Source organism: Bradyrhizobium sp. AUGA SZCCT0283 (genome assembly GCF_018130385.1).
GTDB lineage: Bacteria > Pseudomonadota > Alphaproteobacteria > Rhizobiales > Xanthobacteraceae > Bradyrhizobium.
The window spans coordinates 191,125-207,705 of sequence record NZ_JAFCLU010000001.1; the positions used below are offsets into that span (position 1 = coordinate 191,125).

The window sequence follows — 16,581 nt, forward strand, 5'->3', positions numbered from 1 at the left end:
CGTCATCGTCGTTCCGGGGCGTGCGAAGCACGAACCCGGAACCTCGAGATTCCGGGTTCGATGCTACGCATCGCCCCGGAATGACGCCGTGGGCGTCAGTTAATCTTTTCGATCGCGACCGCGACGCCCTGACCGACGCCGACGCACATGGTTGCCAAGGCAAGCTTGCCGCCCCGCTTCTCCATGCCGTGCACCGCCGTCAACGCCAGCCGCGCGCCGCTCATACCGAGCGGATGGCCGAGCGCGATCGCGCCGCCATGCGGGTTGACGAAGTCGGCGTCGTCCTGGACGCCCAGTTGCCTCAAGCAGGCTATCCCCTGCGAGGCGAAGGCTTCATTGAGCTCGATCAGATCGAAGTCAGAGATCTTGATGCCAAGCCGCTCCATCAGCTTCCTGGTCGCCGGCACCGGGCCGATGCCCATGATGCGCGGCGGCACCGCGGCCGAGGCGAGGCCGAGGATGCGCGCCCGGGGCGTCAGTCCGTGCTTCTTCACGGCGGCTTCGGAGGCGAGGATCATCGCCGCCGCGCCGTCATTGACGCCGGATGCATTGCCTGCGGTCACCGTGCCTGGGTTGCGGACGATCGGCTTCAGTTTCGTCAGGTTCTCCAACGTGGTTTCGGGCCGCGGATGCTCATCCTTGTCGACGATGACCGGCCCGGCCTTGCCGCCCGGCACCGAGACGGGTGTGATTTCCTCGGCAAAATAGCCTGATGCAATCGCGGCGCCCGCGCGCTGCTGCGAGCGGATCGCCATCGCATCCTGGTCGGCGCGCGAGACCTGGAATTCCTCGGCGACGTTCTCGCCGGTCTCCGGCATCGCATCGACGCCATACTGCGCCTTCATCAACGGATTGATGAAGCGCCAGCCAATGGTGGTGTCGTAAATCTCCGCCGAACGCGCGAACGCTTCCGGCGCCTTGCCCATCACGAACGGCGCGCGCGTCATGGATTCGACGCCGCCCGCAATCGCGAAATCGATCTCGCCGGCGCGGATCGCCCGTCCCGCGGCGCCGACCGCATCGAGGCCGGAGGCGCAGAGGCGATTGAGGGTCTGGCCGGGAACCGATTCCGGCATGCCCGCCAGCAACAGCGCCATCCGCGCCACGTTGCGGTTGTCCTCGCCGGCCTGGTTGGCGCAGCCGAAAAACACCTCATCCACCTGCGACCAGTCGAGATTGGGATGCTTCGCCATCAGCGCTTTGATCGGGGTCGCGGCCAGATCGTCAGCGCGCACCTTGGCGAGCGAGCCGCCGAAACGGCCGATCGGGGTCCGGACGGCATCGCAAATGAATACATCACGCATAGAATCTCTCCCTGAATGCCGTGCTTTAGGCGTTTGACCCGCTGGATTGATGGCGAGTTTTAGGAGCGTGCCCGCGACAGGTCAATTGAGGCGTCGTTCCCCGTGCGCTGCTTTCGCGGGGGGCCGCCATGCCCTTGTGGTGGGTATGATCAATCGTGCGGCGGCGAGCGTGGAAAACTCTGACAATGCAGGTATGGGAATAGGACCGGACAGCAAAATTTTGTAGGTTGCGCCCGCTGGAGCCGCGGCCGGTTCCAGCTTCTCGTTTTGACGCGTTTTCTTTACGCGAACCGGTGCCCACTTCACTTGAAAACGCTCTGATGACGATCCAGCAATCCATCCCCGCCCCCGCGCCTCCCGAAGCCACGCCGGCCGCTGACGCAAATTCGCGCGTCACGCCGATGATGGAACAGTACCTCGAGATCAAGGCCGCCCATCCCGGGCTGCTGCTGTTCTACCGGATGGGCGATTTCTACGAGCTGTTCTTCGAGGACGCCGAGATCGCCTCCAAAACGCTCGGCATCGTGCTGACCAAGCGCGGCAAGCACCAGGGCATGGACATCCCGATGTGCGGCGTGCCGGTGGAGCGCTCCGAGGACTATCTGCATCGCCTGATCAATGCCGGCCACCGCGTTGCCGTGTGCGAGCAGACAGAGAATCCCGCCGCGGCACGCGCCCGTGGCAACAAGAGCGTGGTGGCCCGTGGCGTCGTGCGGCTGGTGACACCAGGCACGCTGACCGAAGACACGCTGCTGGACGCCCGCACCAACAATTATCTGCTCGCCATCGCGCGCGCCCGCGCCTCTTCCGGCGGCGACCGCATTGGCCTGGCCTGGATCGATATCTCGACCTCGGAGTTCATGGTCACGGAATGTGCGAACGCGGAACTTGCGGCGACGCTGGCGCGGATCAATCCGAATGAGGTCATCGTCACTGACGCGCTCTATGGCGATCCTGATTTGGGACCGCTGCTGCGCGAACTGCCGTCGGTGACGCCGCTCACCCGCGACGTCTTCGACGGCGCCACCGCGGAACGGCGGCTGTGCGACTATTTCGCGGTCGCGACCATGGATGGCCTTTCCGCGATGTCACGGCTGGAGGCAACCGCGGCGGCCGCCGCCGTCACCTATATCGACCGCACGCAGGTCGGAAAGCGTCCGCCGCTGTCGCCGCCATCGCGGGAAGCCGCCGGCACCACGATGGCGATCGACCCCGCCACCCGCGCCAACCTCGAATTGACCCGCACGCTGTCAGGCGAACGGCGCGGGTCGCTGCTCGATGCGATCGACTGCACGGTAACCGCCGCGGGATCACGCCTGCTGGCGCAGCGTCTCGCAGCCCCACTCACCGACAGCGCGGGAATCGCGCGGCGACTGGACGCGATTGCCGCCTTTGTCGCCGACAGCGCGGCGCGCGACGACGTCAGAACCACACTGCGCGCCGCGCCCGACATGTCGCGGGCTTTGGCGCGGCTGTCGGTCGGACGCGGCGGCCCTCGCGACCTTGCGGGCCTGCGCGACGGAATCGTTGCCGCCGACCAGGCGCTGGCGCGGCTGGCGCAACTCGAAGCGCCACCATCTGAAATCGTGGCCGTGATGGAGGCGCTGCGCCGCCCCTCGCGCGACCTTGCCCGCGAGTTTGAACGCGCACTCGCCGAGCAACTGCCGCTGATCAAGCGCGACGGCGGCTTCATCCGCGAAGGCTACGAGCCCGCCCTCGACGAGAGCCGCAATCTGCGCGATGCCTCCCGCCTCGTCGTCGCCGCGATGCAGGCGCGCTACGCCGAGGATACCGGCATCAAGGCGCTCAAGATCCGTCACAACAATGTGCTCGGTTATTTCGTCGAGGTGACGGCGCAGCACGGCGACAGGCTGATGGCGCCGCCGTTGAATGCGACCTTCATCCACCGCCAGACGCTGGCAGGACAGGTTCGCTTCACCACGTCCGAGCTCGGCGAGATCGAAGCCAAGATCGCCAATGCCGGCGACCGCGCGCTGAACCTCGAACTCGAAATCTTCGAGCGGCTCTGCGCGATGGCGCTTGCGGCCAGCGACGATTTGCGCGCCGCGGCGCATGCGTTTGCGCTGCTGGACGTTGCGACCGCGCTGGCGAAGCTGGCGGTCGATGACAATTATGTGCGCCCCGAAGTCGATGGCTCGCTCGGCTTCGCCGTCGAGGGCGGCCGGCATCCCGTCGTCGAACAGGCGCTGAAGCGCGACGGCCAGCCGTTCATTGCGAACGCCTGCGACCTCTCACCGGGACCCGCGCAGAAATCCGGCCAGATCTGGCTGATTACCGGCCCCAACATGGCCGGCAAATCGACTTTCCTGCGCCAGAACGCGCTGATCGCGCTGATGGCGCAGATCGGCTCCTACGTGCCGGCGTCACGCGCACGGATCGGCGTCGTCGACCGGCTGTTCTCACGCGTCGGCGCGGCGGATGATCTCGCGCGCGGCCGCTCCACCTTCATGGTCGAGATGGTGGAGACCGCCGTCATCCTCAATCAGGCCAGCGAGCGCTCGCTGGTCATCCTCGACGAAATCGGCCGCGGCACCGCCACCTTCGACGGCCTGTCGATCGCGTGGGCCGCGATCGAGCATCTGCACGAAGCCAACCGCTGCCGCGCGCTGTTCGCCACGCATTACCATGAGCTGACTGCACTCTCCGCCAAGCTGCCGCGGATGTTCAACGCCACCGTGCGGGTCAAGGAGTGGCAGGGCGACGTCGTGTTCCTGCACGAGGTGCTGCCGGGCTCTGCCGACCGCTCCTACGGCATTCAGGTCGCGAAGCTCGCCGGCCTGCCGCCCGCCGTGATCGCGCGCGCCAAATCGGTGCTGGCCAAGCTCGAAGCCCAAGACCGCGGCCAGACCGCGCGCGCGCTCGCCGACGATTTGCCGCTGTTCGCCGTCCCCTCCCGCGCCGCCGCCGAAGCCGCGCCGCCGAGCGAGGCGGAGCAATTGATGGAGGCGGTGAAGGCGCTGCATCCCGACGAGATGTCGCCGCGCGAGGCGCTAGAGGCGTTGTATGCGCTGAAGGCGAAATTGCCGAAGGGGTAAGACTCTCACCCCGTCATTGCGAGCCAACGGGTCTCGCGAATGCGCGCCCGATGACAGGCTCCGCGAAGCAATCCGTACTTCCTCACGGCGAGATGGATTGCTTCGTCGCTTTCGCTCCTCGCAATGACAGCCTAGCCAGTGGCCTTCTGTCGCCCAAGCCACCACAGGCTCAAGTTCCAGCCGACACACGTCGCCAGCGCGAGGCTCAGCCCGATCGCCGAGCCGAACTGCAGCGCGGCGACTTGAAGCACCGCGATCGCGATGCCGAGGCCGATCAGGCCCCAGGCGCTGTTGGCGAGCACGGCCGCGGTCGGACGGCCGCCGATGCGCGGGTGCAGGATCAGCATCATCGAGGTGAACACGATCGGGAACAGCGCGATCATGCCGCTCACCTTGGGGCCGACCCAGCTCGACGTCGTGACCACCGTCGCCACCAGCGTTGCGACCAGCGATGCGCGCAGCGGGATGTCGTACCAGCGGCGCCTGATCGGCGGCATTTTTGCGTGGCGGTAGCGGGCGAGCAGCGGCACGCAGATGGCGAACGCAATGGCGTTCACGATGAGGCCGCTGGCGAGCGACCATTGCACCGAGCGGATGATCGCGGCGAGCGCGAGCCACACGACCACGGCCACGGCACAACTGAGCAGCGCGCCATGGCGCTGCGCCAGCACGACATAGGTCAGCCCGAGGAAGATCGTCGCGGCGTTGATCGGCAGGCTCGCGAGCGCACCCTCGGCGATGAAGGCGGCGTCATGGTCGAGCGCGAGGAACACGTAGGCCGGCCCGGCCGAGATCGGCAGCGTCGCGATCAGCGCGCCAATCACCGGGCCTGAGCGTTCGGTGACGATCGAGGCGGTCACCACGAACGCCGCGGTGATCGCCATGCGCAGGGCGAGTGTGAGGATGAAGGCGAGTTCGGGGGACATTCTATCCGTCGTTCCTGCGAACGCAGGAACCCATACGCCGCGGCTTCTCGATTTTGGCAGGTGTGGGTTGACACTTCCCGCACCCACGGACTCCCGTGGTTATGGGCCCCTGCGTTCGCAGGGCCGACGTCGAACCGTTGTGCCTCACACCCGCTTCATCGACACCGAGACTTTCGGGCCATTCCTGATGGTCTGATAGACCACGCAATAGCGTTCGGTGAGCTTTAACAGCAGGTCGAGCTTGTCTTGCGGCGCGTCGGTTCCGAGCTCGAAGCGCAGGCGGATCTCCTCGAAACCGACCGGGGCTTCCTTGTCGACGCCGAGCGTGCCGCGAAAATCCAGGTCGCCTTCGGCGATGACGGTGCCGCTTCTGAGCGGAACGTCGACGGCGGTCGCCACCGATTTGAGCGTCACACCGGCGCAGGCGACGAGGGCTTCCAGCAGCATATCGCCGGAGCAGAGCTCGAGGCCGGAACCGCCGGTGGCGGGGTGGAGGCCAGCTACCGCCAGCGCGCGGCCGGTCTCGACCTTGCAGGCGATGCCTTCATTGTCGATCGAGCCTTTGGCTTTGAGGGTGATGACGGCGGCCGAGGGGTCAGACTTGTAGCGTTCCTTGATCGGGGCCTGCATCGCGCGGAGTTCGGCAGCGTCCATTTCCATCTCCCGACTTTGTTTGTGCATCGGATATAGAGGGCTATCGACGCGCTGTCATCACGGCCCCCGCGGCCGCCCCATGCGGCATTGGAAATCCACGCTTTTCCAACAGGTTATGGCTGGCATTCGCGCACGCGGCGGCATAGCTTTGATTTGACCGTACAATCGCCCGTGACAGCCCCTGCGCCGTCCGATATCGGGATAGATCATGGATAGCGTCGTAATTGAGGACCGCTCCGGGGCGGACGAACGTTTCGATACCGCGCGGATCACCGTGGCGGTCGATGCCCTGGCCGAAAAACATGCCGGCCGCGAGGACGTGTTTCGCTCGGCGCTGGCGCAATTGCTCAAGGCCGAGATGATCGCGGCGCGCGCGACCGCGCAGGCCGTGCTGCTGAAGGATCGCCACGGCCGCCGCTGCGCGGAGCGGCTGTGCTTCATGCAGGACGAGATCATCCGCATTCTCTACTCTGCCGCGACACGGCATCTCTATCGCTCGCATGTGCCCTCCGGCGCCGAGCGCATGGCTGTGGTCGCCACCGGCGGTTACGGCCGCGGCCTGATGGCGCCGGAATCCGACATCGATCTGTTGTTCATCCTGCCCTACAAGCAGACCGCCTGGGGCGAGCAGGTCGCCGAAGCCATTCTCTATTGCCTGTGGGACATGGGATTGAAGGTCGGCCACGCCACGCGGTCGGTCGACGAATGCATTCGCCAGGCGCGCGGCGACATGACGATCCGCACCGCGATCCTGGAGACGCGGTTTCTGACCGGCGACCAGCCGCTGTATGACGAACTGGTCGCCCGCTTCGACAAGGACGTCGTGCAGGGCACCGCTTCCGAATTCGTCACCGCCAAACTCGCCGAGCGCGAGGAGCGCCACCGCCGCGCCGGACAGTCGCGCTATCTGGTCGAGCCCAACGTCAAGGACGGCAAGGGCGGCTTGCGCGACCTGCACACGCTGTTCTGGATCGCCAAGTACGTCTACCGCGTACGCGAGACCGACGAGCTGGTCGAACGCGGCGTGTTCGACGCGCAGGAGTATCGCACCTTCCGCCGCTGCGCCGACTTCCTGTGGTCGGTGCGCTGCAATTTGCATTTCGTTTCCGGGCGCGCCGAGGAACGATTGTCGTTCGACATGCAGCGCGAGATCGCGGTGCGGCTCGGCTACACTTCGCATCCCGGCATGCAGGATGTCGAACGCTTCATGAAGCACTACTTCCTGGTCGCCAAGGACGTCGGCGACCTGACTGCGATCCTGTGCGCCAAGCTGGAAGACGAGCAGGCCAAGCCCGCGCCGGTGCTGAGCCGCATGGTGGCGCGGCTGCGGCCGGGCACCAAGCGGCGGCGGGTGCCCGACAGCGACGACTTCATCATCGACAACAACCGCATCAACCTCGCCGCGCCCGACGTCTTCAAGCACGACCCGGTCAATTTGATCCGGATCTTCCAGCTGGCGCAGAAGAACAACCTCGCCTTCCACCCCGACGCGATGCGCACGGTGACGCGCTCGCTGAAACTGGTGAACAGCCAGCTCCGCGAAAATCCGGAAGCCAACCGGCTGTTCATGGAGATCCTGACGTCCGATAACGCCGAGACCGTGCTGCGGCGGATGAACGAGACCGGCGTGCTCGGTCATTTCATCCGCGCCTTCGGCAAAATCGTATCGATGATGCAATTCAACATGTACCACCATTATACGGTGGACGAGCATTTGATCCGCTGCATCGGCCACCTGCAGGAGATCGAGCGCGGCGGCAATGACGAATTCACGGTCGCGAGCGACCTGTTCCGCAAGATCCAGCCCGAGCATCGCGCGGTGATCTACATCACCACGCTGCTGCATGACGTCGCCAAGGGCCGGCCGGAGGATCATTCGAGTGCGGGCGCCAGGGTGGCGCGGCGGCTGTGTCCGCGCCTCGGCTTTTCCACCGCCGACACCGAGTTGGTGGCATGGCTGATCGAGGAACATCTGACGATGTCCACGGTGGCGCAGTCGCGCGACCTCTCCGACCGCAAGACGATCGAGAATTTTGCCGCCGTCGTGCAATCCGTCGAGCAGATGAAGCTGTTGACCATCCTGACTACCGCCGACATCAGGGGCGTCGGCCCCGGCGTGTGGAACGGCTGGAAGGCGCAACTGCTGCGCACGTTGTATTACGAGACCGAGCCGGCGTTGACCGGCGGCTTCTCGGAAGTGAACCGCGCGCAGCGCATCGCGGTGGCGCAGTCCGAATTCCGCGCCGCCTTCACCGAATGGCCGGAACAGGAACTCAACGCCTATATCGGGCGGCATTACCCGGCCTACTGGCTCAAAGTTGAACTGCAACGCAAGATCCGCCAGGCGCGCTTCATCCGCGCCAGCGAACAGGCCGGCCACCAGCTCGCAATCAATGTCGGCTTCGACGAGGCGCGCGGTGTCACCGAACTGACGATACTTGCGACCGACCATCCGTGGCTGCTGTCGATCATTGCAGGCGCCTGCGCGTCCGCCGGCGCCAATATCGTCGACGCGCAGATCTACACGACCACCGACGGCCGCGCACTCGACACCATCGCGATCTCCAGGGAGTACGACCGCGACGAGGACGAGGGACGGCGCGCCACCCGCATCGGCGAGATGATCGAGCAGGTGCTGGAAGGCAAGCTGCGGCTGCCCGAAGTGGTGGCCCGCAAGGCCGCCAACCGCGGCAAGGTACGCGCGTTCGTGGTCGAGCCCGAGGTCACCATCAACAACCAGTGGTCGGACCGCTACACCGTGATCGAGGTTTCCGGCCTCGATCGCCCCGGCCTGTTGTATCAACTGACGACCGCGATCTCGAAGCTCAACCTCAACATTGCCTCCGCCCATGTCGCGACCTTCGGCGAACGCGCCCGCGACGTGTTCTACGTGACGGATTTGCTCGGCGCCCAGATCAACGCGCCGACCCGGCAGGCCGCGATCAAGAGCGCACTGATTCATCTGCTCGCCAGCGAAGACAACGTCGCGCAGCCGGCGGCGTAGCTGCTTGGTGGCCCCCGCTCTCTCCGCGTCATTGCGAGCGCAGCGAAGCAATCCACGGCGCGGCGCGGCGATAGATGGATTGCTTCGCTGCGCTCGCAATGACGTGGATATGACTTCGCGATCTCGCGGCGCCTGGCGCCCGAGGTTTGCTGGAGAACTTCCCGCCCTCGTTATCAGAGGGCGCAGGGAAGACCGGGTGCACGCTGCACCCGCGGTCTCGTGTGCAATTGCGCACAAGGAACGCGCACACGAGCATACAGGTCCAGCGGAAACACTCCGGCCTTCCCTGCGCAATGGCTTTACGGCTTACTTCGCGCTCTCCCCGGTGAACGGCTTTCTTGCCACCGTCGCCCTCAAGAAGCTTGCTTCTCAAGAACTTGACGCCAGCACCGCGGCGTCAGGACCACACGACTTCGCCGTACGCTTGAGCCACACACGTCAGTCGCAGCCCTCGCGTCCATCGCATCTCACCGCGCGTTCGTGACGATGGCCAACGCCCCTCATCTGCCGCGAGACGGGCGGAGTTATGCCGATGATTTGCTCTCGAAGTTAAGCGGAATATTTTTGCAAAAGGGGCTGGACACGTCGGGCAAATCACCCCGGGCTCGCCGCGGCCGTTGGCGCCGATCCGGGCGATGGCAGCAAACGCACCATCTAGTCTGATTGCTCTGTTACGAAATCAGCCCAGCCGTGATGCTCAAGAGCGGCCAGGCTCGCTGCGACGAAGGCGAGATAATTTGTCCGGGAAACCAGAAGGCCCAGATCGAACAGTTCAAGCCACGCTTGCCATGGGTCCCCTGCCGGCACGGCGATTGCCAGCTTGCCGCCATCGATCACGGAAGGCCGGAAGCTGCGGTCGGATCTCCGGTGCCTGGCTTCGGGTCCGATGTCATCGGAGCAATGGATCAAGTGCAGTTGTGCTTTCGGCATATCAATCCCCAAATTTGCGGTCGGCGAGCGCTGGGTTACGGGTTTGACAACTGCGACGAGATGTTTGCGTTCGGCGGGGACGTCCGGTTGAAGGTCTCGCGTAAAGGCCGTTCCCGCAGGGCAGAAAACTCTGATGCCATCAGGGTTACCCGATAAGCTTCATCATTGAAACGAAACGGACCATTAAACGGAGGTTGATCCACACGTTACATTCGGTTGGCAGGATCATACCTAGGTTTGGGACCGCGATCCGGGCCGCGGCGGGTGATCGGCACTCCCGGGAGGCGCATCGGTGCACGAAAGGACCGCCCCGGATCCTTATGCCCTTCGGAATATCCTTCCGGGCGTCCAAAAGCTGCTAGTATGCGGCCTGTTAGGAGGGCGACGTTGTCGCCGCTGATGATAGAGATCACCTAGCGACGCAGCGGGCCCGGGGTGGCCGAGTGATGCTGCCGATGATGCGTAACCAGACCATGAGATCCTGGCGCTCAGCCGAGCAATGGCTGCTGGGCAGCATGGTGCTGGCGTTGGCGATGGCGGCTTTCATCTGGCTTGTTCTCGGCCCCGCACCGGCGGCCCCCGCCTATTTGACCGCTGTCGTATTGCTCATCGCCTCGCTTCTCGCCTCCCTGATCATGATGCTCCGGGTGGGCATGACCCGCAGGCAATTGGAAGCCGTGCTCGATGGCCGCGCGCGAGCCGAACAACACGCGATAGAAGCGCTGCGCCATAGCGAAGCGCAATGGAAGGAGGTATTCGAGCACAACCCGGTGATGTATTTCATGGTCGACGCAGCCGGCACAGTGCTATCCGTCAACACGTTCGGCGCTGCACAGCTTGGCTACTCCGTCAGCGAATTGCTCGGGCAATCCGTGCTGAAAGTCTTTCCCATCGAAGAGCAACGTGCGGCCCGGAGCAACGTCGCCATATGCCTGGAAAATATCGGCCAAACCCACAGTTGGGAGATCTGCAAGGTTCGCAAGGACGGTTCGTCGCTCTGGGTCCGTGAAAACGCCAAAGCCGTGCGGCGGCTGGACAATCAATTGATCGTGCTCATCGCATGCGAGGACGTCACCGAACGCAAGCTGGCCGAAGATGCGCTGCGGCAAAGTGAAATGTATTTGGCCGAAGCTCAGCGATTGAGCCACACCGGCAGTTATGGCTTGCGCGTCGCCAGCGGTGAAATTGTCTGGTCGGAAGAAACTTTCAGAATATTCGAGTTCGAGCGTGCCCCTTCGGTCAAGCTCGATGCAGTCATTCAGCGCATTCATCCGGATGATCGTGCGCGCGTGCAACAGACCATCGACCGCGCGTCCCGCGACGGCAAGGACTTCGCGCACGGATATCGATTGCTGATGCCCGACGGCTCGGTCAAACATGTCCATGCCACCGCGCATGCCGTCAAAGATGCGTCGGGCGGCATCGAACTTGTCGGAGCGGTGACGGACGTCACCTCCCGCAAGCGAGCCGAAGCGGAACTGCATGAAGCGCTGGCGAACCTCGCGCATGTCACGCGTGTGACCGCGCTGGGCGAGTTCGCCGCGTCGATCGCCCATGAAGTGAACCAGCCGCTCGCCGCGGTCGTCACCAATGCCGCCGCATGCCTGCGCTGGCTCGACCGCGAACCTGCCAACCTGAAAGAAGCGCGCAGTACCCTGCAATCGATCGTCGCGGACGGTAATCGGGCGGGCGAGGTGATCCAGCGCGTCCGTGCGCTCGTGGACAAGACGGCCGATCGGAAGGCGCCGCTCCACATCAATGACGTCGTCAACGAGGTCATCAGCCTCGTGCAGCATGAGCTGTTCAGCCACCGGGTGGCGCTGCGGCTGGAGCTTGCCCCCGCCCTCCCCCCGATCCTCGCCGACCGGATCCAGCTGCAGCAGGTCATCCTCAACCTCGTCATCAACGGGATTGAAGCGATGCAGCCGGTCAAGGACCGGCCGCGCGAACTGGAGATCCGGACGCGACAGGATGAGACAGGCCAGGTTCTGGTCACGGTGAGCGACTGCGGTGTCGGCGTGGCCGCCGAGAATGCCGATCGGCTGTTCGATGCCTTCTTCACCACCAAATCCGGCGGCATGGGCATGGGCCTGTCGATCTGCCGCTCGATCGTCAACGCGCACGGAGGACGGCTATCGGCCTCCGCCAATACCGGTCCCGGCGCGACGTTCCAGTTCGCCTTGCCATTGAATCAGGAGGACAGTACGTGAGCGGCCGCCCAGCATCGCCTCACACCCTCGCGAGCGCCGAGGAACCGGTCGTCTTCGTTGTCGACGACGACGCATCGGTGCGTGACGCACTGAGTAATCTTTTCCGGTCGGTGGGCTTGCGGGTCGAAGTGTTCGGTTCGGCTCACGAGTTTCTGCAGAGCAAGCTTCCGAACGTTGCCAGCTGCCTGATCCTCGATATCCGGCTGCCCCGGCTGAGCGGGCTCGACTTTCAGGCCGAGCTGGCGAAGGCCGATATTCGCATTCCGATCATCTTCATGACGGGGCACGGCGATATCCCGATGACGGTCAGGGCGATGAAAGCCGGAGCCGTCGACTTCCTGACCAAGCCGTTCCGCGACCAGGACATGCTGGATGCCGTGACCACGGCAATCGAACGCGACCGGGTTAGCCGCGATGAAGCCAGGGTCCTCTCGGACCTGCATGCGCGTTTCGCGACCCTGACCCCGCGGGAACGGGAGGTGATGGGCCTGGTCACGGCCGGCCTCATGAATAAGCAGATCGCCGCCGAAATCGGCATTGCCGAGATCACCGTGAAGATACATCGCGGGCACATCATGCGAAAAATGGCCGCGAAATCGCTGCCCGATCTGGTGAGAATGGCGGAGATGCTCGGGATCGGACCCGCATCCGGGAGGCCGCAAACCTAAGTATGATTCTCCGATCGTGATTTGCGGCGCATTCTCTCAATAAGCGGCGGCACGGCAAAGGACAGCCTCTGGTCGTCTCCAGGAAAAAAAACTCCTTGTCCAACCCACCAGTCATATCGATCATCGATGACGATGGCTCGGTTCGCGCCGCCACCCGGAATCTCGTCAGGTCGCTTGGCTACGTCGTTCATACATTTGCCTCGGCGGAAGATTTCCTGCAATCGCCCCACCTCAACGACACATCCTGCGTGATAACCGATGTCAGGATGCCGGACATGAGCGGACTCGATCTGCAAGCCCACTTGCTGGCCAAGGGCCGGACCTTTCCCTTCATCTTCGTCACGGCCTTTTCCGTCGAAGGCGATCGCGACCGGGCCCTGAAGGCGGGAGCAACCTGCTTCCTGAGCAAACCATTCGACGGGGAGGCCCTGATCGAATGCCTCGAAACCGCGCTGGCGCAGAACGGCGCGGCAGCGGGCAAATGAGCCGATCCGGCACTGCGCGAGCCGTCTATACACAAGGATGATCTCGCCAAACATCTAGACAGGTTGAAGAAAAACGGTCGCGGCGCGAGACTTCGCATCGTCGCTCCTCGAGAGAAGGAGGCGACAGCAAAGCATCACATTCCGATCGGCAAGTGGCAATTCCTCAGAAGGAGGTCGCCATGCATTTAGAACCGCGCTGCTCTCATTGCGACAGTGAGGACCCGAAAATCATCTCTCTGCGGGATCCTGCACGTGAACGCTACTGCGGACGCTTCTGTCTCGACAAGGGTCACGAGAATTTCATTCGCTGGATACGGCGTGCGAATGCGGAGGTCGCGTCATGAACAATTGTTGCGGAAATCCGGAATGCAAGCGCCCCTTCGGGCTGGTCCGGCGCAGCTGGTACTTCGAGCAGTTTTGCTCGGCGAAGTGCCGCGAGATCTACAAGCGTCAGCTTGAACGCAACAGGACTTACTGGAAATGGCTCTGTAAATGCCCTGAACCGTCGGTCGCGGAAAGAAGCTGATCCAGCCACGGGGTGGAGCGGACACCCGGGAGCGATCATGACGACGGTGTATGCGATGCTGGTGGGAGCGATACTGGCCTGGGCACCCACGGTTCTTGTGTTCATCTATATCGTGCGGGACATGCGAGACACACGCGGCCTCGATTAAACTATGACGGGTCCTCAAGCGCAGCAGCTCCCAGCCGCTTGATTGACCCGTCCCTTTTTTGAATCCGGGCGCCCTCGTGCATCAGCAGCCAGCGTTTGCGCTCCAGGCCTCCGCCGTACTTCACCAGCGAACCATTGGCGCCGATCAGGCGGTGACAGGGCAGCACCACGCTGAGCGGATTTGAGCCGTTGGCGTGGCCGACGGCGCGGACGGCTTTGGGCATCTTGAGCTTCGCCGCCAGCGCCCCATAGCTGAGCGTCGTGCCCGCGGGAATTTTGGGCAGCGCGTTCCAGACCTTTTGCTGGAACGGCGTGCCGGCAACGCGCCATCCGATCGCAGCGAGACGGTCGAGGTCACCCTTGAAATAGCCGGTCAATGCGGCATGCAGCTCGCGCGGCGCCCGCGCATCCTTCAAATTCACCGCGCCATAATGCAGGCGCAGCAACTGCCTCATGCGCGGCTCATGATCCTCCCAGTCCAGCGCGCGGAGCAAGCCGTCCGCATCGGTGACCAGCAGCGCCGTCCCGATCGGCGTTGGCAGGCGGTCGAGATTGAAGCTCTCTGGCATCGGCATTCCCTGAAAAATATCGACAGGCGTCCCGCACTTTTTACCCATGCCGTGCTAGCGTCCACCCGAATTCCGCTGCCGGTTGGGGGACCGCAACATGATCTTCATCGCCAATTTTCTCGTCGCGGTGGTTGCCGCGCTGCATGTGTTCTTTCTCGTCCTGGAGATGTTTCTCTGGGACAAGCCGCTGGGCTTGAAGATCTTCCGCAACGGAATCGAGAAGGCAAGGGACTCGAAAGTGCTGGCCGCCAACCAGGGCCTGTATAACGGCTTCCTCGCCGCGGGCCTTGTCTGGGGCCTGTTCCACCCCAATCCCGCCTTCGCCTTCCAGATCAAGGTGTTCTTTCTGCTCTGCGTGATCGTGGCAGGCGCCTATGGCGCGGCGACCGTCAGCCGCCGGATCCTCTACGTGCAGGCGACGCCTGCGGCGCTCGCCCTGGTGCTGCTCTGGCTGGCTTGACAGGCTCACCTTTCCGTCACTGCCTTGCGTTGCCAAATCCGTTCCGCCACACTCCCTGGTAACGATGACGGCTGGCCATCCGAACCAATGACCGGACACGATCATCGGTCAACACAACGGAGGCAGCGATATGAGAAGTGGCATTCTTCATCTGCTTGCAGGCACGGCGGTTGCGATCGCGCTGGCATCGCCGGTCAATGCGCAGAAGAAATACGATACCGGCGCAAGCGATACCGAAATCAAGATCGGCCAGACCGTTCCGTTCTCTGGACCGGCGTCGGCCTATGCCGGCATCGGCAAGACGCAGGCCGCCTATTTCAAGATGATCAACGAGCAGGGCGGCATCAACGGCCGCAAGCTCAATTTGATCCAGTATGACGATGCCTACTCGCCGCCGAAAGCCGTCGAGCAGGTGCGCAAGCTGGTCGAGAGCGACGAGGTTCTGCTCACCTTCCAGATCATCGGCACGCCATCGAACGCCGCCGTTCAGAAATATCTCAACGCCAAGAAGGTGCCGCAGCTATTGGCCGCGACCGGAGCATCGAAATTCACCGATCCGAAGAATTTCCCCTGGACGATGGGTTTCAATCCCAACTACCAGTCCGAAGGGCGCATCTACGCAAAATACATTCTGCAAAATTACCCCAACGCCAAGATCGGAATTCTCTACCAGAACGACGACCTCGGCCGCGATTACATCACCGGCCTGAAGGAAGGCCTGGGCGACAAGGCCGCGTCGATGATCGTCGCCGAAACCTCCTACGAGCTGACCGATCCGACCATCGACTCGCAGATCGTCAAATTGAAAGCGGCCGGCGCCGATTTGCTCTACGACGCCTCAACGCCGAAATTCGCGGCCCAAGCCATCAAGAAAGTCGCCGACCTCGGCTGGAAGCCGGTCCATATCCTCGACATCAATGCGAGCCCGGTGTCGGCTACGCTGAAGCCTGCGGGCCTCGACATCTCCAAGGACATCATCTCGACCAACTACGGCAAGGATCCGGGCGATCCGCAGTGGAAGGACGATGCCGGCATCAAGGCCTATTTCGCCTTCATGGACAAATATTACCCGGAGGGCGACAAGCTCAACACCGTCAACACCTATGGCTATTCGACCGCGGAATTGCTCGTGAAGATCCTGCAGCAATGCGGCGACGATCTCACGCGCGAAAACATCATGAAGCAGGCGGCCAATCTGAAGAACGTCACCGGCAGCCTGTCGCTGCCCGGCATGGTCACCAACACCTCGCCGACCGACTATCGCATCAACAAGCAGATGCAGATGATGAAGTTCAACGGCGAGCGCTGGGAGCTGTTCGGCCCGATCATCGAGGATACCGGACCGGCCGGTTAAATCGAGCACGCCTGATTGAAATCGAAACGACTGCCGGCGCTGTGTTTCTCACGGCGCCGGCAGTTTTTCGCCGCTGTCCGGTCCCATCCGTTCAGACCGGTTCCGTCTTTCAGCGGCATGGCGATACCGATGAACTGTTTTTATGCATTCGCCGGCTGATGCCTTTGCTTTGGGCGCTGCGAGCGCCGGCAGGAAATCGCGCGACCGCTCGCCTTGCATTGCAACATGGCTTCCGCCACTATCGTGGCAGCGATGACGTCCGCTGGCCAAACGAAGCTCGCGGCAAGA

12 protein-coding genes are annotated in these 16,581 nt (G+C 63.4%); 7 read left to right on the top strand and 5 right to left on the bottom strand.

Annotation, left to right across the window (positions count from 1 at the left end; all coding sequences use genetic code 11):
* Positions 1-95 precede the first annotated feature (95 nt).
* Positions 96-1,304 (bottom strand): 3-oxoadipyl-CoA thiolase, encoded by a 1,209-nt coding sequence (gene pcaF / locus JQ624_RS00935; RefSeq protein ID WP_212416956.1) that lies wholly within the window; start codon positions 1,302-1,304, stop codon positions 96-98.
* 320 nt (positions 1,305-1,624) lie between these two features.
* Here pcaF and mutS point away from each other — a divergent pair, with 320 nt between their 5' ends.
* Positions 1,625-4,360, top strand: a complete 2,736-nt coding sequence (gene mutS, locus JQ624_RS00940) for a DNA mismatch repair protein MutS (RefSeq protein WP_212416957.1) — start codon at positions 1,625-1,627, stop codon at positions 4,358-4,360.
* A gap of 131 nt (positions 4,361-4,491) precedes the next feature.
* On the opposite strand, the gene JQ624_RS00945 is transcribed toward mutS, so the two are convergent.
* Together JQ624_RS00945 and JQ624_RS00950 are read right to left on the bottom strand one after the other, a co-directional pair.
* A complete protein-coding gene (locus JQ624_RS00945) occupies positions 4,492-5,286 on the bottom strand; it encodes a hypothetical protein (protein ID WP_212416958.1) in 795 nt (264 codons plus the stop codon).
* A 144-nt stretch (positions 5,287-5,430) separates the two neighbouring features.
* Positions 5,431-5,940 (bottom strand): OsmC family protein, encoded by a 510-nt coding sequence (locus JQ624_RS00950; RefSeq protein ID WP_212416959.1) that lies wholly within the window; start codon positions 5,938-5,940, stop codon positions 5,431-5,433.
* Between the two features lie 208 nt (positions 5,941-6,148).
* On the opposite strand from JQ624_RS00950, the gene JQ624_RS00955 reads away from it, so the two are divergent.
* The gene (locus JQ624_RS00955; RefSeq protein WP_212416960.1) at positions 6,149-8,944 is read left to right on the top strand and encodes a [protein-PII] uridylyltransferase; all 2,796 of its coding nucleotides are present in this window, start codon (positions 6,149-6,151) and stop codon (positions 8,942-8,944) included.
* Positions 8,945-9,598: 654 nt separating this feature from the next.
* Here JQ624_RS00955 and JQ624_RS00960 read toward each other — a convergent pair.
* Positions 9,599-9,886 carry a hypothetical protein gene (locus tag JQ624_RS00960; protein WP_249129228.1) on the bottom strand — a complete coding sequence of 96 codons (288 nt, stop codon included), beginning with the start codon at positions 9,884-9,886 and terminating at the stop codon, positions 9,599-9,601.
* A gap of 434 nt (positions 9,887-10,320) precedes the next feature.
* Between JQ624_RS00960 and JQ624_RS00965 the strand changes: the two genes are divergently transcribed.
* From JQ624_RS00965 to JQ624_RS00975, 3 genes are all read left to right on the top strand, one after another.
* Positions 10,321-12,084, top strand: coding sequence for a PAS domain S-box protein (locus tag JQ624_RS00965; RefSeq protein ID WP_409334289.1), 1,764 nt, complete (start codon positions 10,321-10,323; stop codon positions 12,082-12,084).
* Entirely contained in the window at positions 12,081-12,752 is a 672-nt protein-coding gene (locus tag JQ624_RS00970) for a response regulator transcription factor (RefSeq protein ID WP_212416961.1), read from the top strand. Before JQ624_RS00965 ends, JQ624_RS00970 begins: the two co-directional genes overlap by 4 nt.
* A 95-nt stretch (positions 12,753-12,847) precedes the next feature.
* Positions 12,848-13,237 carry a response regulator transcription factor gene (locus JQ624_RS00975; protein ID WP_212416962.1) on the top strand — a complete coding sequence of 130 codons (390 nt, stop codon included), beginning with the start codon at positions 12,848-12,850 and terminating at the stop codon, positions 13,235-13,237.
* A 675-nt stretch (positions 13,238-13,912) separates the two neighbouring features.
* Here the strand turns inward: JQ624_RS00975 and JQ624_RS00980 are convergent.
* Positions 13,913-14,479, bottom strand: a complete 567-nt coding sequence (locus tag JQ624_RS00980) for a methylated-DNA--[protein]-cysteine S-methyltransferase (protein WP_409334290.1) — start codon at positions 14,477-14,479, stop codon at positions 13,913-13,915.
* Positions 14,480-14,576: 97 nt separating this feature from the next.
* Between JQ624_RS00980 and JQ624_RS00985 the strand changes: the two genes are divergently transcribed.
* Entirely contained in the window at positions 14,577-14,939 is a 363-nt protein-coding gene (locus tag JQ624_RS00985) for a DUF1304 domain-containing protein (protein WP_212416964.1), read from the top strand.
* A 130-nt stretch (positions 14,940-15,069) separates the two neighbouring features.
* On the top strand, positions 15,070-16,293 hold the full coding sequence (locus JQ624_RS00990; protein ID WP_212416965.1) for an ABC transporter substrate-binding protein: 1,224 nt from the start codon (positions 15,070-15,072) through the stop codon (positions 16,291-16,293).
* Positions 16,294-16,581: the final 288 nt, after the last annotated feature.

Coding starts and splice junctions, on each gene's coding strand:
- pcaF (WP_212416956.1), bottom strand. CDS start 1,304: ATGCGTGATGTATTCATTTGCGATGCCGTCCGGACCCCGATCGGCCGT.
- JQ624_RS00955 (WP_212416960.1), top strand. CDS start 6,149: ATGGATAGCGTCGTAATTGAGGACCGCTCCGGGGCGGACGAACGTTTC.
- JQ624_RS00980 (WP_409334290.1), bottom strand. CDS start 14,479: ATGCCAGAGAGCTTCAATCTCGACCGCCTGCCAACGCCGATCGGGACG.
- JQ624_RS00965 (WP_409334289.1), top strand. CDS start 10,321: ATGCTGCCGATGATGCGTAACCAGACCATGAGATCCTGGCGCTCAGCC.
- JQ624_RS00990 (WP_212416965.1), top strand. CDS start 15,070: ATGAGAAGTGGCATTCTTCATCTGCTTGCAGGCACGGCGGTTGCGATC.
- JQ624_RS00945 (WP_212416958.1), bottom strand. CDS start 5,286: ATGTCCCCCGAACTCGCCTTCATCCTCACACTCGCCCTGCGCATGGCG.
- mutS (WP_212416957.1), top strand. CDS start 1,625: ATGACGATCCAGCAATCCATCCCCGCCCCCGCGCCTCCCGAAGCCACG.
- JQ624_RS00985 (WP_212416964.1), top strand. CDS start 14,577: ATGATCTTCATCGCCAATTTTCTCGTCGCGGTGGTTGCCGCGCTGCAT.
- JQ624_RS00950 (WP_212416959.1), bottom strand. CDS start 5,940: ATGGACGCTGCCGAACTCCGCGCGATGCAGGCCCCGATCAAGGAACGC.